Here is a 19,618-nt window from a genome sequence, read left to right on the forward strand (position 1 = left end):
TAGTCGCCAACCGGTATCGTAATCGAAAGCGGACTATCCTGATTGCGATGTAGTTAGACGACACCAGCGCCCAGTCACATCGGAGCGCAATCGACAGATGGCCGCAACCACGACAGCACCACTAACGAGGAAAGCGGCTCCGAAGATCAGCGCGGTACTCAACACGTTGAGCACCTCGATATCGTAGACGGTCCCGAGTTTGTTCGACGCGACGGCGAGACTGCCGGCGAGTAGCATCGCGGCAAAGTACCCTTTAATCTCGTCTTCGTCGACGAGATTTGTCGCGCCCGCTCCGATGCGCGCACCGAGAGCGCTCCCAAGGAGGAGGAACGCGACAACTGGAAGCGCGACAGCCCCGGATTGCGCGTAGGTGAACGCGCCGAACGCCCCCGAGATCGTGATCTGCAGGATGTCCGTTCCCACGGCGATCGCAGCGGGGACGCCGAGCCCGTACATCATCGCGGGCATTGGGAGGAATCCCCCGCCGACGCCGAGGAACCCAGACAGAATCCCGATGACAAGACCGACAGCGAAGACGATCGTCCCTGATACGCGGACCCCACCGCGCAACGTCACCATCGGCGGGAGGTGAATCGACTGGACGCGATCGGCGAGATCGGTGCCGGCATCGCCGTCGTCACTGCTGTCAGCCCAGGAGTCACGGAGCGTAAACAGCCGACGGTAGCGAGCAGGCCGACGTATGCGACGTTGATGACGAGATCGGCCATCCCGGTCGCTTCGAGGAAGAACACGACGCTCTTCCCGGCCTCGATACCGACGGTCATCGCGACAGTCATGATGACTGCGAGCTTGTAGTCGACCTGCCCGTGGTCGCGGTGGCGGAGCGCGCCGATCACGCTCGTCCCGAAGACGAACGCCAACCCGCTGCCGACGGCGACCGTCGACGGATATCCCATCACGAGCAGCGCGGGCGTCACGAGAAACGAACCACCCATGCCGAAGAACCCGAAGAGGGTCCCGATGAGCAGCCCGAATCCAACGAACACGCCGACCATCAGAAGACTCAACCCGAGTATCTCCATTATCACTCACCCCCCAGCGCGTCGAGTACGGTTGGCTGGGCGAACCTCGTCAGTGCTCCGTACCCCACGTACAGCACGATAGCTTGCAGAAAGACGATCCCAACCGTAACTGCGGCCTGTGCTGATCCGCTCAGCGTTTCGAGAGCGAACATCTCACGACACCCCCGATAGTATTGTGAACCTCATGGAAATCTACTCGATTCTACCTAACCGACTACAGAACTTAATAGTTGTGGAAATACTATACAATACTATCGAAGCAGTACGCTATATGTTATAGAAATCGAACGCAGGCCTTGGCGAACATGTGCATGCCTCACTCGACCTGGACAAAGAAGGAACTCCGGCTACCCCCAATATCCTGTACGTTACGTCAGCTACGGCTGGCCCCTCGTCACGTCCCCAACGGGCACAACGTTGGAGTGCAACGGACTACTACGACCGAAAGAAACTGTTAGTCTTGGGCAGTCATCACGGAAGACTCGGTTTTCGCTGGCGCCGGTGGCTCGTGAGTACCGAACTCGGGATGGGTCTCCTCCATCCAGACGTACACCACGGCGCCGGACGCGAACATCAGGCCGGCGGTTAAGTAGAACGCGGCAGCCGCGTTCACGAACTCCATCGAGAGTCCGATCAAGACCGCACCGACGACATAGCCAGAGTCGCGCCACATTCTGTAGACGCCCATCCCCGCCGAGCGCCACGTGGGGTGGGCCGCATCGCTCGGAACCGTCATCAGGTTCGGGTACAGCAGCGCCATCCCCAGTCCGGAGACGCCGGCCAGCACTGCCCACGGGACGTAGCTATCGACGAGCACCATCCCGAGGACGCCCCCGCCCGCGAGGAACATCCCGGCGATCACGGGCGGGCGACGGCCGATGCGGTCGGCGAGCCCGCCGGTCGCGATCTGGAGGAAGTACATCGCGCTGTGGACGCTGACTACGACCCCGACCGCCGCGATGCCGAGCCCCTGGCTCGTCAGGTACAGCGGGACGGCGATCCAAAACAGCGTGTCGACGAAGTTCTCGATGTGACCGGCCTGCGCCGCGGCGAACAGCGTCCGGTCGCCATAGGTCGCGCGCTTTAGGACCTCGTCGAACGGCAGATTCGCGTCGTGGTGGTCGTCGTCGCCCTCGGCTTGGGCGTACTGGACGGTCTCCTTGATCAGGAAGATCGAGACGAGGAACGCCAACACGACGACGACGCCGAGGAAGTAGAACGGTTCGGGGCGCAGCCCCCACTGGCCGGCGATGACGCCGGTGATCCAGGCGCCGACGGCTAGGCCGGTGTAGCCGAACGCCTCGTCGATCCCGACTGCGAGCCCGCGCTGGTCGGGGCCCGCGAGGTCGATCTTCGCGTTTATCGCCATGCTCCAGGTCAACGCCTGGTTGACACCCAGCAGGATATTCCCGACGGTGATCCAGCCCCAGCTCGGGGCGAAAATGAGGATGACCGGCAGCGGGAGTGCCGTTGCCCACCCGGCGATGAGGACGGGCTTGCGGCCGTACTCCTCACCCCACTTGCCGGCGTAGAGATTGAGGATCGACTTCACGACGCCGAAGGACACGACGAACGAGCCGATCACGAGGAACGACTCAACGCCGAGGACGTCCTCCCCCAGCACGGGGACGACGGTTCGTTCGGAGCCGATGGTCAGCCCAGTCGCGAAGACGAGCAGGACGTGCAGCGAGAACTGCCCGAGGTGTTCGCGGATTCCTTGTTCGAGTTCAGTTGTCGTAGGCATTAGTTCGTGAGTTCAGCAGGTTCATTTGTGGGTTACAGTAGGAGGAGCGCGGTGCCGTACGCGAGGCCGAACGACAGGACGAACGACCCTGCCCACGCCCCGACTGTCAGGAGAATCTTTCTGGCATCCACAGCCTCCCGACCGCCGACCGCGGCGCCGCTCCCGATGATGGCACTGACGACGATCTCGTTGAACGAGACCGGGACGCCGAGCAGGACTGCCAGCTGTGCGATCAGGAACGACGGTACGAGCGCCGAGATAGAGCGCCGCGGCCCCAGCGACGAGTAGTCCTGGGCGAGCGACTTGATCATCCGCGGCGCGCCCGTCCACGAGCCGACGAGCATTCCGAGGCCGCCGCCGACGAGCACGGCGAACGTCGAGACCATCCCCACCTCGTCGAGCAGCGGCAGCAACGGCCCGACAGCGAGGCCGACCTGGCTCCCGCCCGCGGAGAACGCGACGAGCGAACCCAGCGCGAGCAGCACCCGACGCAGGCCACCGCGCTCGTCGCGACTGACGTCCCACCAGACGACCGTTGCGACGGCTAGCGCAGCGAGGCCGGTGATTCCGAGCGCCGATACCAGTCCATCGACGGTCAGCACTCGCTGTCCGAGCCCGCGGACGGTTCCCGCCGTGCTTCCCTCGCCGAGGAAGCTGAACTGAATGTTCACGAGAGCGGCTCCGACAAGCCCGGTAAGGACGGGGATGCTGTACCGTTCGGGGACGTCGGGCCGCGGGAGGAGGCTCGCTATGGTGAACGCGATGCCGCCGCCGACGAACGGCGTCAACACCCAGACGGCAGCGATCTGGCGGTACTTCGGCCAGACCGGCGACCCGCCGAGCGCGAGCCCGACGCCGATGACTGCGCCGGTCACGGTGAACGCGGTCGCGATCGGGTACCCGGTCGTGATCCCGACCGCCATCAGCCCCGCGCCCAACACGAGCACGAGGATGACGCCGGCGACGGGGAGGCTGATGCCGCCGACGAGGCCGCTCCCGATGGCTTCCGAGACGTTGCCGCCCTGCGTGACGGCGCCGGCGAAGCCGAAGATGCCGACGAGTAATGCGGCGCGCATCGTCGCGATGGCGTTCGAGCCGACGGCCGGCGCGAAGGGGGTCGCGCCGCTCGACCCGGCGCCGATGACCCATGCCATGAACAGGCTGGCGAGCGCTGCACCGACGAAGAGGGCGATGAGAGCGGGGTCCATAGAAGTGGGTTAGTCTGCGCCCGCTGGGGACGTGTCGCGGCTCTGGCTGCGGCTCCGCCAGTAGCCCTGGGCGTACGCGCCGAGGAACATCCCGGCGAGCGCCCAGAGTATCGTGACGTTGCCGGTGCCGAGGCTCGCGTACGCGGCGCCCGGGCAGATGCCGGAGAGCCCCCAGCCGACGCCGAAGATGGCGCCGCCGACGAGGACGTTCCGGTCGAACGGCTTCAGCCGGCGCTCGTAGGGGTCGCCCGTGAGGGGGGCGGCGTCCCGGATCCGCGGCAGCAGGGCGAACGCGATGCCGGAGACGATGGCGGCCCCGAACATGACGAACGGGAGGCCGAGATCGTCGAACTGGAGGAAGTTAAGCACGACCTCCGGTCGCGCCATGTGGCTAAACCCGAGCCCAACCCCGAACACGATGCCGCCGACGAAGATCAGCGGCTTGAACAGCGGGTGGCGGTCGCTCATGGGCTCACCCCCAGCGCGGCGACGACCTGTGCCGTGCCGATTGCGACCGTCAGGAACGTCAGGACGCCGACCAGCGACGTCTTCGACGCCGAACCGACGCCACAGACGCCGTGCCCGGACGTACAGCCCTTTCCAATCCGGGTGCCGATGCCGACGAGGATGCCGCCGACGAACAGCCGCCACGGCTGGACGTCGGTCGTCCAGAGCGTCACCCCGGCGACCTCATACAGCTGGCCGGTCGTCCCTGGCTCGTACAGCGAACTCGTGACCAGTCCGGACTGGAACGTCGCCGCGAACGCTAGCCCGCCGAGGATGATGCCGGCCGTGAACACGACCCGCCAGTCCCGCGAGCTGACGTACTGCTGGAAGCGGGACTGGTCGGAGACGTACGACAGCGTGGACTCCAGGAACGTACTCGCCCCGGCTGGGATTCCCGTCCCGATGTAGATCAGGACGGTCCCGAGCCCGACGAGCAGTCCGCCGACGGCGTACCGACTGATCCCGTTGGGGAACAGGTCGGCAGCCGCTTGGAGCAGTACTGGGTCAGCAACCATCGGCGTCGTTAGTCACCCGCGAGGGAGTCCTGGCTGGCTGCGCAGTTGTTCGGCCCGAGTTCGAGGGTGAACGCCTCCTCGTCGTCGACGACGTTCTGGCCAAGGTTCGTCGCGATGATGTCCTCGTAGTTGGCCGGCCGCGGCGGCATATCCGAGAGGATCAGGTCGACGAACTCGTCCTCGTCTATCGTGAGCGCGTCCATCTCCTCGACGAGTTCGCCGATGGGCGCGGTGTAGGTGCCGTCGTCGGCGCGCTCGGCGGCGTCGCTGAAGTGCGCGCCACCGACGAGCGTGTCGTCGGGCAGCGTCAGCACGCGCTCCTGGAGCGACTCGTAGAGCATGCGCGCGGCGTCGGGCGCGCCGTCGTCGCCCTCTTCGAGGTCAGGGCGGGCGACGCTCTCGACGAACAGCCCGTCGCCGGTCGCGAGCAGACTGTCGTCGACGAGGTACGAGGTCATTCCGGTGGTGTGGCCGGGCGTGTAGACAGCTTCGATGGTGGCGTCGCCGACCTGGAAAGTGTCGCCGTCCGCGGCCGTGGTCAGCTCGTCCGCGTACGTGACGCCGCGGTCGACAGCAGCCTCGGGGATGACGCCCTCGACACCTTCCTCGTCGAGGTCGCGAACGCCGGAGATGTGGTCGGCGTGGACGTGCGTGTCCGAGGCGTACTTTAGGTCGACGCCGAGGTCGTCGGCGTCCTCGATGTAGCGGTCGGTGAACGCCCGGAGCGGATCGATGATCGCCGCCTCGCCGTCGTCGTAGAGGAGGTAACCCAAGCAGCCCGAGGAGGGGCGCTGGTACTGGAGGAGGGTGCCGGCGCCGTCGTAGCGCTCGACCTCGACGGCCCCGTAGATGCTGGCCCAGCCGTTCATGCCGTCCTCGAGGTGGTCAACGTCGTAGCCGCGCTCCGCGAGCGTGCCAGCGACGAACTCGCTGGCGCCGCCCTTCGCACACAGGACGGTCACCTCGCGGTCGTCGGGGACCTGCTCGAGAACGTCCTCGTCGATGTCGTCCTCGAGGAACTCGAAGTACGGGACGTTGATCGACGTGACGTTCTCGCCGTCGATACGCCACTCCTCGTAGTCCGATTGCATGCGCGCGTCGAGGAGCGTGACGTCCTCGCCGGCGTCGATACGATCCTTCAGCGCCTCCGGGTCGACGGAGTCCACGTCGACGTCCGGAGTCGGGAAGTCGTCAGAGTTCATGTTGTGCAGTCGCTTCTACTGGGTGAACGCACAAAAGAATTTGCATAGTAGTTCCTTTTTCGAACAATACTATTTTGGGGCTCCGTCACTAAAGCCGGATTAAACCGCCTTTATGGGGATTATTCCCGGTTCGGTGCCTTAATTAGGGCGTGGAGTAGTTGGCAGTGTCCACAAGAATCGACAATCTTTTACTTGGGCGGGAGGTATTGTGCGATAGCTCCAATACAGACTCACGGAGCAGATAACCAATGAGTGCTGAATTCGACATCACGGAGACGCTCGACGTCAAAGGCGCATCGTGCCCTATGCCAGTAGTGAAGACGAAGTCCGCCATCGACGACCTCGCGGAAGGTGAGGTCCTCGAAGTGCTGGCGACCGACCCCGGAAGCATGAGCGACATCGACGGCTGGGCCGCCGGCACAGAGGGCGTCGAGCTCGTCGACCAGGAGGAAGGCGACGACGTCTACAAACACTACGTCCGCAAGACGGAGTAACGATGAACACGGACACACCCGACGCGCCGGCCGACGACGCGCCCTCGCGTGCGGAGCTGGCCGCACGCGTGGACGAACTGGAGGACGCGCTCGCCGAAGCCACGAGCGAGGACGACGCCAAGAAGATGAGCATCATCGCGACGAAGGGGACGCTGGACATGGCGTACCCGCCGCTCATCCTCGCCAGCACCGCGGCCGCGTTCGGCTACGACGTGACCGTCTTCCACACGTTCTGGGGGCTGGACATCCTCCACGAGGAGCGCTCAAAGAACCTCAAGCTCAGCTCCGTCGGCAACCCCAACATGCCCGTGCCGAACGCCGTCGCCGCGCTCCCTGGCATGGACCGCGTGACGACGAAGATGATGGAGAAGAAGATCGCGGACAACGACACCGCCACCATCGAGGAACTCATCGAGACGAGCCTCGACATGGGCGTGGAGTTCCAGGCTTGCCAGATGACCATCGACCTCATGGACTACGACGAGGACGACTTCTACGACGGCGTCACCACGGGCGTCGGTGCGGCGACCGCCCTCCAAGACATGGCCGACGCCGACATCCAGCTCCTCGTCTGAACTCCGATGAACAAACTCGAGAATCCGATTCCCCAGATTGTCGATGCCGTCGCGGAAGCGGAGGGCGTCGAGCCGGTCACACTCGATCCGCCGCTAGCCGAGGTCGTCGATCCGGATGCAGTAGAACGGTTGGTCGGTAATTCGACGGCGTCTGACCTCGAAGTTCGATTCGCGTATCGTGGTCACGACGTCGTCGTCGACGAGAGCGGTCGCGTGCAGGTCGACTGAAGCCGACAGAACTTCTCTTCGATAGCAGTTCCCCACCGACAGCCACTCCAGCAGCGGCGTCCGATTTCAACGAGTGGACTCTGAGAGACTACCGTCGCGGAGGACAGCGGAGAACAGTAGTCGCGTTAGGTCCACTCCGATTCGAGGGCGTCCAGCAGCCGCTCGACCTCAGCGTGAGTGTTGACCGCATGGACTGATGCGCGGACGGCGTCCGGGATCGGCAAAGCGCGAACGACGATTCCCTCCGACGCGAGTCGGTCGACCGTCGCTTCGGTAACCAACTGTGGTGGGCAGCAGGGAATCAGCAGCCGTCCGGTCGACGTAGAGGAAGCCGCCGCCCCACAGCCCCAGCAGCCACTTGTGACCGGCCGCCGCGACGGCATCGGCCCCCCAATCGCCGACATCGAGGGGAAGCTGTCCCGGCACTTGCACAGCGTCGACGAGCGCGAACGCGCCAGCTTCGTGAGCGATGTCGACGAGGTCGGCGACCGGTAACTGGGTGCCATGCGTCCACGTCACCGCGCTGAAACAGGCCAGGCGTGCGTCGGCGACGGCCTCGGCGAAGGCGTCGAGATCGACGCGACCGTTCTCCGTCTCGACGACGCGAACCTCGACGCCCTCCTGTTCTAGGCGTTGCCACGGGAGCGTCCCAGCCGGGTGTTCGAGGTCGGTTCGAACGACGGTGTCGCCGGGCTCCCAGTCGATGGCGGTCGCGACGGCGTTGATGCCCGCGGTCGTGCTCTCCGTGAGCGCGATCTCGTCGTCATCCGCACCGACGAAGGTGGCGACGCGCTCCCGCACGCGGTCATAGGCGTCGAACGCCGCCTCGTAGGGGTCGTTTTGCGTGCTCGTTTCGTACTCGTGTGACCGTATGAACTCGTCAGCAGCCTCGACGACGTACCGCGGACTCGGTCCGTGGGCGCCGAAGTTCAGGTAGACGTCCTAGTGTAAGGCGGGCGTGTCGGCGCGGAGTTCTCTGGGAGTCATCTCGTTGTCGGTGAATTAGTCCCGATATCGGGCGATCAGGTCGCGGAGTGTCTGTCCGTTCTGGCCGCCGCGAAGCTGTTTCACCGGGTGCCCGTCGACGAAGAGGACGAACGTGGGCGGGCTCTGGGCACCGAACTCGATCGCCGTTTCGAGATTCGATTCGATGTCGATCGTCAGGATGGTCGCGTCAGTGTCTTCGGTGAGTGCTTCGAGGACCGGCTTCATTCGTTTGCAGGTGCCACACCACTCCGTGTAGAACTCCACGAGCGCGACGCTGCTGTCTTCGACGACAGTTTCGAGGTCGTCGTCACCGAGCGAGACCACGCGGTCCGTCTCCGCTGTCTGTGTTGCCATTACGAGACTCTACGCACCGAATATTAATAGTCTTGGGCCAACTATACAATACAATTTTGCTCAGCCACCCCCTCACTGCCTAAGCAGTACGGTAGAACTGTCAGTCTGGAGGCGTTACTGACCGATCTGTGACTGCCACCGTGCTGGTAGCTGAGCGTAGACGACGGCGTTGTCGACGAGTACGTCGACCGGAACGTACTCATCCGGCGCGTGGACGGTGTCGGTTCCTAGCGCGAACTCGACGGTCGGGATGCCGGCATTCCGGAGGTTCTTGGCGTCACCACCACCCGTAGCGCTCCGCCGGAAGACGCGATCGCCTGTGGCCTCCTCCGCGGTCGACGCGACGGCTTCGACGAGCGGGCTGTCAGGAGCTTCGGCCGTACCGACGCTCCAGGAGACGTCGGCAATTGTGATACCTTCGCAGTCGGCGACGCACTCCCGAATCTCCGCGAGCATGTCGGGCGTCTGGACACCTGCGGTCAGTCGCACGTCAATTTCGGCGTGCACAGACTGCGGGACGCTGTTTATCGCGTCCCCGCCCTCGAGGACGCCGAGATTGATCGAGGGGTACCAGAACAGCTCTCGAGCGGCGGCCTCACCCAATGAGGGGGCGTAGTATTCGACTGACTCCTCGACGATCGGTGCCACGTCAGCGTCGATCTCGAGTCGCTGGGTCCCAAACCGTTCGCGCATAGTCTCGACGGCGTCGTAGAGCCGATCGATGGCATTGACGCCGAGTACCGGTCGGGAGCCGTGGGCCCCCTCACCGCTGGCTTCGAGTGTCAGCCAGATGCTGCCCCGGTCCGCGATTGTGACGGAGTGGCGGCCTTCCTCGCAGGTCGGCTCGCCAATCACGCATGCGTCAGCGTCGAGCTCTCCAGTGTCCAGTAACGCTGGCAAGCCGGCGTCACCACCCACTTCCTCGTCGCTCACGAACGCGAATTGGAGGTCGACAGGTGGCTCAGTGTCGGTGGCTGCGAAGGCCTGTATTGCGAACAGCATCGACGCCACGGCACCCTTCATGTCGGTTGCACCGCGACCGTAGACGTGTTCATCGACGCGCTCGCCAAGTGGATCGTGGGACCAGGCATCTCCGTCGAAGGGTACCGTATCGAGGTGGCCATTATATAACAGTGTGTGGTCAGACCCACCCGGTAGTCGAACGAGCAGATTTGGCTTTGCTGGATCGACTGCAAAACGCTCTACTTCGACCGGAAGCGGGTTGAGGAAATTTTCGATTTTGGCGACGATTTCGCGCGTGTCGCCGGGCGGATTCGACGTCTCAATCGCGAGGAGATCGAGGGCGAGCGCGACCAGTTCCTCTCGGTGTGCTCGCACGTACTCGGTGGGCGTGACATTGCTCATACGTGGGTGAGTTTGCTGTCAAGGGGGGCCGCTACCGAGAGCGACGAGAGCCAGTGATGGCCAAGCGGCAGTGCAGAAGCCTGGTTTCCGTTCCGTAGCCCGGCCATTACCAAATTCGCCACAAACGACGTCATGTTCGTATCGCGCAGCTTTGGTCGGTATCGCCGGAAGAGTAGAGCCAATATAGGGTGCCAATCACGCCGACCGTTATCGCAGTCACTACGATTCTGATGAGCCCACCACCGAGTGCAGCCGCCGTTCCCCCGGCAGCGGCGGCACCGGCCGTCGGCGCCGCAAAGAGACAGCAGAGGCTCACCGCGCCGCCAACAGCGAGTAATCCCCACGGAGGGGTCGACGCGTCCTCGGCACTCCCGCCCTCGTCTGAACTAGTCATCGATTGGGCTCTCCTTCGTCTGATTGACCCAAGTGCGTTTGGGTCGTCGAGGCCGTCGCTCGCACGGTCAGCACACCTCGCAGCGCCGGCGCTGGTAGACCAGAAGCGCGGCGAAGCACACGACGCTCACGGCGCCGAGGATTGGGCGGAGCGGGTCGAAGTACGTCATGAGCGCCGACGAGCTGAACAGCGCGAGCAGCACGGCATTACAGATCGGACAGCCGAACGCCAGGAATCCGCCGACGATTCCTCCGGCGGCGAATCGATCGCCGATGGGCTCCTCGGCCAGCGAGCGCTGGTAGACGAACGCGCCGGCGAACGCCGCAGTCGCGACGAGGAACAGGTAGTCCGCCGGGGTCCGAGAGACCATCCGGACGTAGACCGGGTTCGGCAGCAGGCCGGTCACCGCCCCGAACAGGACAAACACCCCGATGCTCACGCCGACACTCCGGAGCAACCGAGGACGTGGCAGCGCAGTCATGCACGCCCACCTCTGCCGACCGCGCACGTCCGCGGGTCCCCCGCCTGACCGAGGAAGACGAGGAGCAGGGCGATACCGCCGAGTCTGAGGAGGTTGCCGTCGAACGGCAGCGCCGCCATCGCGCCGACGAAGCCCAGCGCGCCGAGCACGCCGGCGCCACAGCTCGCACAGCCGGCGGCGAGCAGTCCGGGGAGCACCCCGACGATCGTTGACGCGCCTCGGCGATGTGCGCGCTGGACCAGCGCGAGCGCGTTGGTCACCGCGATACCGGTCAGAACGGCGTACGCGGCGACTAGCGCGAGCCCGAGATAGCCGGTGGTCAGGTACACTTCTCGTGTGAGCGCCGTAACCGCGTAGCCGACGTCGGTCGGGTCGGTCGCGAGCACCTGGACCGAGAACTGCGGGAACGAGCTTAACACCAGGACGGCGTATGTGGCGACAGTCACGACGGCGGTCACTAGCAACCGCGCGTCCGACGTGAGCGGATAGCCGAGCGCGTCGCGGAGGTCACGGATCCAGTCGTGACCCGCGGCGGCGCGGTTCCCAGTCACGCCTCCATCACCTGATTGATCGCCTCGGCGAAGTTCTCGTAGGGGTGGGCGCCGACGAGCTTTCCAGCCGCCCCGGAGTCACGGTTGTAGAGTACGAACCCGGGCGTCCCCTGGATTCTCGACTCCCGGGCCACGGCGACGTTCGGCTCGATGCGCTCCCGAATGGACGAACTGCGTTCCTCGCGGCAGGTTTCGACCGCGGACAGGTCAACGCCAGCCGTCTGTTCGGTGACCGCCGCGAACGTCTCCTCGTCGGCCCAGTCCGTGCCGGAGTCGGACTGTTCGGCGAAGGCCGCCGTGTGCCAGTTCCAGAACGCGTCGGGGTCGCTGTCGGCGACCTGCGACCACACGCAACGCCCCCAGACCGCTGCCGGCATCGAGTACTCTCCGATGTTCGGGTAGGGCAGCACGGCCAGGCGTGCGTCACCGGTGTCGAGGAATGTCCGGCCGAGCTCCGGGAGCGCCTCCGTCTCGAACTGCTTGCAGAACGGGCACAAATAGTCCGTCCAGTAGTAGATGTCCACCGGGGCATCACGTTTGCCGGCGATGGGGCGACCGTCGAGGTCGACGTCGAATCCGGTCGTCCCGGAACCAGCGTGCGTTGTGTCGGGGACGTAATGCTGTCCGCTCGAATCGGATCGCGACCCGATGTAGGCGACACCACCGCCGAACGCGAGAATCGTGCCGCCGGCGATGAGTGCTCTCCGGCGAGTGATATTGCCCTTTTTGTCCATCTATACACAATACTACTTCGCATCGGCTGATAGACGTTATGGTCCTAACTGAATCCCGAAATTATCCTGTGTGGACACCTATACCGCGCTTTCGACCGTCTCAGTTATCGAATAGGGGTCGTGTGTGCCATCATTCCGTACCACGACAACGAGCCCGGTCGTCTCCTTGACTGGTACGGTGATGGTGACCAGCGTATCGTACACGCGAACGGTCGCATGCAGCGACTCTCCGTGGTACTCCTCGTAGACTGCAGTGCCGTCGCTTCCAGCTGAATGTGCTCTAGAATCGCCCGGATATCCGACGCAGCGTCCTGTGAGGACGCCCGCCTCGTCTCGGTACAGGACATCGTACTCGCCATCCTCGTAGGACGCCAGGCCGACCAGCGTCTCACCGATATCAGCCTTCAGTGTCGATTCGAGGGCCCCAGCGATATCCCCCAGTGAGCGGTCATCCGCGTCAGCAGACTCATCGACCCTCGTTGGTTTACGCGTGCGCTTCGATTACAGAGCGAAGCTGCGCTTCGTCCTGCATTCCGACGAGTCGTTCCGCCGGCTGGCCGTCAGCGAACAGGCCATCACTCGCGCATAGCCTCGCCGATTCGAGTCTCGGTCGGTTCAGTGAGATAAGGCTCGATCGCCGAGTAATCGGACCACCCCCCGATGGCCATCATCGTCCGGACGTCAACCTACCGCTCGACGAGGTGGTAGGTCGCCCACGATCGGCGGAGGTCGTGCGAAGGGACGTGTCCCCCCGCCAGTCGTCGGTTTCCTCCCGGAGCTGCTGGCGGACCTCATGGACCCAGCGCCGGACCGTCGATGTCGAGGGCACTACCCAGGTTTCGTCGCCCGCTAACCTCCGTTCACGGCCGTACTCGCGGATGTCGGCGGCGACGACATCGGGCATCCAAGCGTCCCGAACCTTCGGTCGCCGCCTGCTGTGTTCTTCCCTCGGGGCTTTGCCACCATCTGGTCGCCCCCCCCCCCAGGCGCTGCGGCTCTGGCAGGCTCTTCAGCAGAGACCGAACAGCGAGTGAACAGAGGCGGAGCATAGCCATGGCTCAGTAGGTGCTTTTTCTCAGAACACGTTGATTCCCCAGCGTTCGCCGGAGAGCAACTACGCGCCTCCATCTAGAATGAAGGCGCGTAGGGTATATCTCATTTGACGCGCGTACTCGGTGCCTCCTGTTCTCGCGCTGGACACCGTCCAAGAGAAAGCTGACTTCTACGTCCTTGACGCCACACGCGAGCGCTACGAATGGTTGACGCTTAGCGAATTACCCCATGAGTTGGCTCGTGTTGCTATGTAGATAACACTCCTCATTCGCGGCGTCCGATCCGGAAGGTATCCATCAGAAGCCTCCGGAGTGCGCACTCAATGGCGAGTACCGTTACGGATCGCGCGGCGGCTCAGGACCGAGACGAAATATGCCATCGACAGCGCGCCGATGAACGACTCGACGGTCGCGAGTCCTCGCGCCCATCCAGCCGGGAACACGTCGGTTCGAAGGATAACAACGCCGGTACCGACCGAGTCGATGAACTCGCGACGTGGCTCGCGCACCCGGGGGAGCGGCACCGATCGCCTGCCGGAGGAATAAATATGCGACCGCACACGGAGGACACCATGAGCCGGTAGGAACAGGAGGTCGACGAATCGTTCTCGGAGCATGCCGACCGGATCATCGACCGCGAGCGGACTGTCCTCGATCGGCTTGTCGACTGATTAGAGACGGAGTATGAGCCAGGAGTCGCCGGGCGAGGATGCCCTCACACCCGAGGAGCTGAGTGAGCTCGTCGCTGAGGCGACGGGCACGACTCCCGAGGCGATCGGCGGGGTGCCACGGCGCTCGAGATCGTCCAGCCGGACGAGGCGACTATCGTCAACGAGTAGCCCATACCCTCGTATGTACTCCGCTGATTCACCGAAATCTCGGGTGGAGGTCGTCTCACTCGGCCGAATAAGATTTCGCGCCGTCGCCGTTGACACCGAACAGTGTCGTTTGTACATCGAGATAGTCCGATCTCACGGCCTGAGAAGCGTCGATAAACAGTCTCGCCGGTGCTGCGTCGAGGTACATCGAGCGTAACGTCCGGAGTCTAGGTGGTGAATGTTCGATGTACTTTCATGTGAAGGGGCGGCCAGGGGCCATCGGCTGCCCGGACCGCGCGGCTGCTCTGTCGTTGATGCGGCAGCTCGTCGACGTCCAGCGTTACTCTGCTCTCGTCTCCCTCGCGCTCCGCCAACTCAGAGCGAACTCCGGGAAAAGGTCCCGACGATCTCGGGGGCGAATCCGTGGACGATAAGATCGACACCAACCAGTCGGCGACCCCGTGGCTGACGGTGCCGACGGGTAGTCTCACACCCTTCTACAAAAACCCGATTCACCGGATTCTCGGGTAGAGTGTGGCTCACGCGGCTGAATCGGGTTTTCAGCGAACGTCATTTGCACCATTTGGTGCCAGTTTCCACAACGCGATTGAGCGCGCTTACGACCTGAGCGTCGTCGATGAACGGTCTTGCGGCCGCTGCGCCGCCACACAATCGCGGGTTTCGTCCGGAGGTATGGGCACTGAGCGCTCTTTGTAGTTCGCTGTGAAGGGGGCTCGCCCGGTGGTCAGGTAGGTGGGAGTGGCGAGTTGAGTTACCCCACTCGGTGTACAAGTGGGCCGATTCGTGGGGGTAACTCTTAGCAGCCGACCCGAGACGTCCCAGCGTCAGACCCCCCGTCGAAAATCCGGTACTCGGCTGATCTGAGGTAAAAATCGGCCAGGCGGCAGCTCTCGTACCCCACTGTGGGCCAACAAAACCTGGGTAGTGTCCTGTGTGGAGGGGAGTCTTCCTGGAGCCCTCGGTATCGGCCGGACTGCCTGATGGCGTATTCGCGAGCAGGGCCAGAGCGGGCCGTGAAGGGGTCGAGCTTCGATCTGATACTACTCCCATAGTAGCACAGCGACACGAGAGCCGGGACAGTAGCGCGCTCGTAGAGCCACCGGAAGCACCCCCACGAACTCGGCGGATCCGATCACGATCTCTCGAGGACGTATCTGTGAGACGTACGTCTCACACAGTATGAGTACCGACACCGAGGAGCCGGGCGACGGCGAGGGCATGACCAAGATCGACGTCCGCGTCCCGACGCGCCTGGTCGAACAGATCGACGAGGCGTACGCCGAGCGGGGCTACACCTCTCCGTCGGAGGCGATCCGGGACGCCCTTCGGGCGTGGATCGACCCACCGGTGCGGCTCTCCGAGGAGATCCTTGAGGACCTCGCGGTGAGCCGCGAGCAGCGCGAGCGGGGAGAGACCCGCTCGCTCGAGGAGGTGGCCGAGAAGTACGGCATCGACGTCGACGGGGCATAGGCGTAGATGACTGGCGTCGAGTTCACGCCGCAGGCTGAGGACCACCTGGAACCCCTCGACCCCGAGGCCCGCGAACGCATCTTGAAGAAACTCGGCGAGGCCCAGGAGTGGACCGAGCACCGCCTCAAGCCGCTGTCGAACTACCCGTACTATACCCTCCGCGCTGGGGACTGTCGGGCGATCATCACCTAGGATCGGGAAGCGGATGTCCTGATCGTCGAGGCCGTCGGCCAGGGGTTCGTCGACGTGGTACGTGTCAGCGTTGTCGTCCGCGGGGTCCTCACCGAGATCGAGCGCAAGGTCAAGCGGGCCGTTGACGGAGCCATGGTCCGGGCTACGGATGCGAGGCGGCGTGTTTGGTGACTTGAGACGTTTCCACTACTCCCGATTGACAAATAGGGGCTCGACCACGACAGTTCCCTCGCGGAGGACCGGACGCTTCGCATTCCCGTCTCGTTCCAGGGTCGTGATACCGTGTTCTGCAAGCGTCGAGAGATCACGGCTGACTGCTCCCTGGTCACGATCAAGGTCACGAGCCAGTGCTCTCACCGACTGATACTCCTTCTGCCGGAGGGTCTCGATGAGTTCGATGCGTCGGTCTGTTAGTACCGTCCCTGCATCGGCGAGCGAGAGCACGTGAACCTGCTGGTACCCCTCCTGAGCGAGGGCCTTGGCGTATTCTCGGCGAGTATCGATTCGGCCGGCGTCATTTGGTTCAATAAGGGGAGTCGATTCAGTCATATCTGATTCAGTAGCGTTGTATATAAGCTCAAACACTAAAAATGTTTCTAGCGCGTTCTGAAGCCTGATTCAGTCTCGAATTTGATTACTTATTTATTATCAGAAAAGATAGTATTTATAAACATTGGAGCCTTGGCACGGATACGGAGGCTACATGCCGGACCGCACCGAATCGTACGACTACGACTATCCTCTCGGCAAGATCGGGGGGAAGACCGTCTACCTCGCAGTTGATTATAGCGATCGTGTCACAGATGAAGCAAGCGCAGTCACAGACGACTACGCTGTCTGGCTCTTTTTCTGGTCTCCGCTTGAGAATGCCGAGGACGCCGAACAGGTCCACATTGTACGCATCGATGACCGGAAACACGGCGGCCCCCACATCGACCGATTCTACTCGGAGGAGGGTGGCAAGGACACTTCTCTACCAGTGGACTTTGATGTCGAGGATGCGATCGAGAGATTAGAGGATCGGTGGGAGCACTACGCCCGGCAATACCGGGACAACTTCGGCTTCGAGTAGCAGTTGTGGTTCCGGTGCTCGGACGAGATGTTGAAGTCGCCCCTGTCGACGTAGCCGAGCCCAGGGCTCGATCCTTCGGTGACTAAGAGTTATGCACCGGCACTGTCGACGGATGTGATCGATCTTTCCGGTTAGAACATGACGGCCGTGCGTCTCACGACCGGTGATTCGCGTCGGACCATCTGGACACGCCAGGACGGCGAGTACGCTCTCACTGATGCAGCGGTAACCGAACACGCCCGGCTACCAGATATCGCCACGGCCTCGAAGGATCGGTTCCCCGCGGTCTACAGTTACGACCGTGCGACCGGCGATTACACCGTTCACGAGGCCGGAGAAACACACCACTACGAGTCGAAGGCGGCCTTCCGCGAGAACTGGGTGAAGGTGAAGCAGCCGTTCGTCCCCGAGCACGAGCTTTCGGTCCCTGATTACGCTCGTGAGAGCTATGCGATCGTGATTCTCGGAGGTGATGGCGAGGACGGAGACAGGCAGTTGGAGACCGCCCGCCTGTACGAACGCGGCGAAACCACACCGCTATCGACGATACTCGATTCACCACCGTCCCTCTCGGCAGAATCCGAGGATTCCACAGAAGCAGATGTTCCTACTCGTGTGCTCCCTGAGGAGCCCGAGTCAGCTACCGAGACGAGGAGTGGAGACAACGTAGTCTTCGAGGACGAGGATTCCTTCCTCCGGGCGTTCGTCGACGCCCGGCTTTCCGCCGTTGAGGGAAACTACCTTCCCGTGGCCGAGGCTTACGCGGCGTATTCATCTGCGGCGGCAGAGCACGATATCCCAGTCCGCAACAAGAGCTGGTTCTCCAAGAAGCTCGGCGAACACATCGAGATCGAACGGGCTCGAAAGCGGATCGACGGGACGCTGACCCGCTGTTACGTTGGCATCGAACTTGTCGAACCCGGAGAGGAGCTATGAAATCCGGTGCAGTTAATCGATTTTGGTGGTGTGTAACGGGAAAATCCCGACTCGAAGAATGCCGTCACAGAACCGCTCCCGGAACCGCACTACGGAAGCCTGTGACGGCCCCGGTTAGGCCGAGCAAGATATCGCAGGCTGTCACGGAGTGCTGTCACAAGACGCAGTCATACACTTTTGATATTGGAACAGGGGTCTGTGACAGCAATCATCGACTAATATATGGGTGGGGGATACCGTCGAAAGCGGTTGTTCGGGCCACCACGGCCAGGAACCGAGGTCGTCATCCGAGACAGGAAGGGAAACGAGTAGCGAGTACTCCATCGCAGGAGCGGTGCTGTAACCGAGAGAGATTGGCCGGTCCGCGAGCGGAGGTGGCGTGACCGTGGGAATAGATGTAGACTCGAAGGATTTCGAGGCCTCGATTCCAGCGGACCTCCGGGACTGCGAGCAGTGGATCTGCTGGCGGGAGGAAGTCCGAGACGGTCAGGACAAACCGACGAAGGTCCCCGTGGATCCGCAGACCGGGAGCTTCGCCTCGACGACCGACCCGGCGACGTGGACGGACTTCGAGACCGCCCGAGCCTATGCTATCGATGCAGCGGACGGTCTCGGCTTCGTGTTCAGTGAGGCCGACGATTTCGTCGGGGTGGACCTCGACGCCTGCCGCGAGCCCGAGACCGGAGCAGTTGGAGATTACGCGTCGAGCATTATCGAGCGCCTCGACTCCTACACGGAAGTGAGCCCCTCGGGGACTGGCTTTCACGTGATCGTCCGAGGATCGCTTCCGAGTGGCCGCAACCGCAGGGGGAACGTCGAGCTATACGAGACGGCGCGGTTCTTCACTGTCACCGGCGAACACGTCTTGGAGACACCAACGGAGGTTCACGAGCGGACCGAGGATCTCGCGAGAGTCTACTACCAGTTTGTTCACGAGCCATCAGAGGATTCCGGGCGTATTGACGACTCGCCCAGGTTTCCAAACGTCGGAGCATCTGACGATAGTCCCGACGACCGTACTAACGAAGAGCTCCTCGAGCAGGCCCGTAACGCGGCGAACGGCGAGAAGTTCCGGCGGCTGTGGAATGGGAGTACTGCCGGGTACGAGAGCCACTCGGAGGCCGACATGGCTCTTTGCTGTCTGCTGGCGTTCTGGACGCGTGGGGACGCTGGCTGGATGGATTCGCTGTTTCGAGACTCTGGGCTGATGCGCTCCAAGTGGGACGAGGTGCATTACGCCGACGGCTCAACGTACGGGGCCAAGACGATCCAGCGCGCGATCGCTCGAACCAGTGAGTTCTACGATCCAGAAATAAGAGCAGAGTCTTCGGCCTCGAACACTCCCGACGGAGTGAAGACGTCTACAGGACATGTCGGAGATGAACATACTGTACAAAACACCAAACCGACCTCTGCATATCTTGAGGAGCAGAATCGGGTTCTAAGACAGCGCGTCCGTGTCCAAGAGGCGATGATCAAACGATTGACCGACCATGTCGAGGAACTCGAAACTGAGGTCGAGGCACTTCGGAATAAGATAGCCGACCGAGAGAGCCAGATTGAGACATCAGTAGACCGGTCCGCCCCTCCTTCCGTTGGGATTTTGACCCGGATCTGGCAGAGGCTCAAGGATTAACAATAGAATCCAGATATTCACCTACCATATTATTTCATA

General features: G+C 62.9%; 21 protein-coding genes and 2 pseudogenes. 8 read left to right on the forward strand and 15 right to left on the reverse strand.

From position 1 onward, the window contains the following. Window positions 1-33: 33 nt before the first annotated feature. The 7 genes and pseudogenes from WDJ58_RS24135 to WDJ58_RS24165 all read right to left on the reverse strand — a co-directional run bounded on the left by WDJ58_RS24135 (window position 34) and on the right by WDJ58_RS24165 (window position 6,219). Window positions 34-1,043 (reverse strand): annotated as a pseudogene (locus WDJ58_RS24135) (sulfite exporter TauE/SafE family protein). 2 nt (window positions 1,044-1,045) lie between these two features. Further along, the gene (locus WDJ58_RS24140; protein ID WP_338918158.1) at window positions 1,046-1,195 is read right to left on the reverse strand and encodes a DUF7512 family protein; all 150 of its coding nucleotides are present in this window, start codon (window positions 1,193-1,195) and stop codon (window positions 1,046-1,048) included. Window positions 1,196-1,497: 302 nt separating this feature from the next. Beyond that, a complete protein-coding gene (locus tag WDJ58_RS24145; RefSeq protein ID WP_338918159.1) occupies window positions 1,498-2,787 on the reverse strand; it encodes an MFS transporter in 1,290 nt (429 codons plus the stop codon). Window positions 2,788-2,819: 32 nt separating this feature from the next. Next, window positions 2,820-3,995, reverse strand: a complete 1,176-nt coding sequence (locus WDJ58_RS24150) for an inorganic phosphate transporter (RefSeq protein WP_338918160.1) — start codon at window positions 3,993-3,995, stop codon at window positions 2,820-2,822. A 9-nt stretch (window positions 3,996-4,004) separates the two neighbouring features. Continuing rightward, window positions 4,005-4,463, reverse strand: a complete 459-nt coding sequence (locus tag WDJ58_RS24155) for a YeeE/YedE family protein (protein WP_338918161.1) — start codon at window positions 4,461-4,463, stop codon at window positions 4,005-4,007. After that, entirely contained in the window at window positions 4,460-5,017 is a 558-nt protein-coding gene (locus WDJ58_RS24160) for a YeeE/YedE family protein (RefSeq protein WP_338918162.1), read from the reverse strand. The genes WDJ58_RS24155 and WDJ58_RS24160 overlap by 4 nt, the downstream gene beginning before the upstream one ends. A gap of 8 nt (window positions 5,018-5,025) precedes the next feature. Then, window positions 5,026-6,219, reverse strand: coding sequence for an MBL fold metallo-hydrolase (locus tag WDJ58_RS24165; RefSeq protein ID WP_338918163.1), 1,194 nt, complete (start codon window positions 6,217-6,219; stop codon window positions 5,026-5,028). Window positions 6,220-6,467: 248 nt separating this feature from the next. Here WDJ58_RS24165 and WDJ58_RS24170 point away from each other — a divergent pair, with 248 nt between their 5' ends. The 3 genes from WDJ58_RS24170 to WDJ58_RS24180 are packed head-to-tail and all read left to right on the forward strand — an operon-like array spanning window position 6,468 to window position 7,516. After that, window positions 6,468-6,713, forward strand: coding sequence for a sulfurtransferase TusA family protein (locus WDJ58_RS24170; RefSeq protein ID WP_338918164.1), 246 nt, complete (start codon window positions 6,468-6,470; stop codon window positions 6,711-6,713). A gap of 2 nt (window positions 6,714-6,715) precedes the next feature. Beyond that, entirely contained in the window at window positions 6,716-7,288 is a 573-nt protein-coding gene (locus WDJ58_RS24175) for a DsrE/DsrF/DrsH-like family protein (RefSeq protein ID WP_338918165.1), read from the forward strand. 6 nt (window positions 7,289-7,294) lie between these two features. Further along, window positions 7,295-7,516, forward strand: coding sequence for a HalOD1 output domain-containing protein (locus tag WDJ58_RS24180; protein ID WP_338918166.1), 222 nt, complete (start codon window positions 7,295-7,297; stop codon window positions 7,514-7,516). Window positions 7,517-7,641: 125 nt separating this feature from the next. Here the strand turns inward: WDJ58_RS24180 and WDJ58_RS24185 are convergent. From WDJ58_RS24185 to WDJ58_RS24215, 7 genes and pseudogenes are all read right to left on the reverse strand, one after another. Beyond that, window positions 7,642-8,449 (reverse strand): annotated as a pseudogene (locus tag WDJ58_RS24185) (aminotransferase class V-fold PLP-dependent enzyme). A 69-nt stretch (window positions 8,450-8,518) separates the two neighbouring features. Then, window positions 8,519-8,857, reverse strand: coding sequence for a thioredoxin family protein (locus WDJ58_RS24190; RefSeq protein WP_338918167.1), 339 nt, complete (start codon window positions 8,855-8,857; stop codon window positions 8,519-8,521). A gap of 114 nt (window positions 8,858-8,971) precedes the next feature. After that, complete coding sequence (locus WDJ58_RS24195) at window positions 8,972-10,222, reverse strand: M20 family metallopeptidase (protein ID WP_338918168.1); 1,251 nt, start codon at window positions 10,220-10,222, stop codon at window positions 8,972-8,974. A 461-nt stretch (window positions 10,223-10,683) separates the two neighbouring features. Beyond that, complete coding sequence (locus WDJ58_RS24200; protein ID WP_338918169.1) at window positions 10,684-11,097, reverse strand: hypothetical protein; 414 nt, start codon at window positions 11,095-11,097, stop codon at window positions 10,684-10,686. Then, a complete protein-coding gene (locus tag WDJ58_RS24205) occupies window positions 11,094-11,648 on the reverse strand; it encodes a hypothetical protein (protein WP_338918170.1) in 555 nt (184 codons plus the stop codon). Before WDJ58_RS24205 ends, WDJ58_RS24200 begins: the two co-directional genes overlap by 4 nt. Continuing rightward, window positions 11,645-12,382, reverse strand: a complete 738-nt coding sequence (locus tag WDJ58_RS24210; protein ID WP_338918171.1) for a thioredoxin domain-containing protein — start codon at window positions 12,380-12,382, stop codon at window positions 11,645-11,647. Before WDJ58_RS24210 ends, WDJ58_RS24205 begins: the two co-directional genes overlap by 4 nt. A 1,946-nt stretch (window positions 12,383-14,328) precedes the next feature. Continuing rightward, on the reverse strand, window positions 14,329-14,460 hold the full coding sequence (locus WDJ58_RS24215) for a hypothetical protein (protein ID WP_338918172.1): 132 nt from the start codon (window positions 14,458-14,460) through the stop codon (window positions 14,329-14,331). 992 nt (window positions 14,461-15,452) lie between these two features. Here WDJ58_RS24215 and WDJ58_RS24220 point away from each other — a divergent pair. After that, complete coding sequence (locus WDJ58_RS24220; protein WP_338918173.1) at window positions 15,453-15,743, forward strand: ribbon-helix-helix domain-containing protein; 291 nt, start codon at window positions 15,453-15,455, stop codon at window positions 15,741-15,743. 6 nt (window positions 15,744-15,749) lie between these two features. Beyond that, window positions 15,750-15,935 (forward strand): type II toxin-antitoxin system RelE family toxin, encoded by a 186-nt coding sequence (locus WDJ58_RS24225; RefSeq protein ID WP_380661853.1) that lies wholly within the window; start codon window positions 15,750-15,752, stop codon window positions 15,933-15,935. A 186-nt stretch (window positions 15,936-16,121) separates the two neighbouring features. Here WDJ58_RS24225 and WDJ58_RS24230 read toward each other — a convergent pair whose 3' ends face one another. Next, window positions 16,122-16,484 carry a hypothetical protein gene (locus tag WDJ58_RS24230; RefSeq protein WP_338918174.1) on the reverse strand — a complete coding sequence of 121 codons (363 nt, stop codon included), beginning with the start codon at window positions 16,482-16,484 and terminating at the stop codon, window positions 16,122-16,124. A gap of 154 nt (window positions 16,485-16,638) precedes the next feature. Here WDJ58_RS24230 and WDJ58_RS24235 point away from each other — a divergent pair, with 154 nt between their 5' ends. The 3 genes from WDJ58_RS24235 (at window position 16,639) to WDJ58_RS24245 (ending at window position 19,579) form a co-directional block, all read left to right on the forward strand. Then, window positions 16,639-17,007 (forward strand): DUF7718 family protein, encoded by a 369-nt coding sequence (locus WDJ58_RS24235; protein ID WP_338918175.1) that lies wholly within the window; start codon window positions 16,639-16,641, stop codon window positions 17,005-17,007. A 138-nt stretch (window positions 17,008-17,145) separates the two neighbouring features. Beyond that, window positions 17,146-17,943 carry a hypothetical protein gene (locus tag WDJ58_RS24240; RefSeq protein ID WP_338918176.1) on the forward strand — a complete coding sequence of 266 codons (798 nt, stop codon included), beginning with the start codon at window positions 17,146-17,148 and terminating at the stop codon, window positions 17,941-17,943. Window positions 17,944-18,322: 379 nt separating this feature from the next. Then, window positions 18,323-19,579, forward strand: a complete 1,257-nt coding sequence (locus WDJ58_RS24245) for a hypothetical protein (RefSeq protein WP_338918177.1) — start codon at window positions 18,323-18,325, stop codon at window positions 19,577-19,579. Window positions 19,580-19,618 lie beyond the last annotated feature (39 nt).

Source organism: Salinirubellus litoreus, assembly GCF_037335815.1.
GTDB lineage: Archaea > Halobacteriota > Halobacteria > Halobacteriales > Haloarculaceae > Salinirubellus > Salinirubellus litoreus.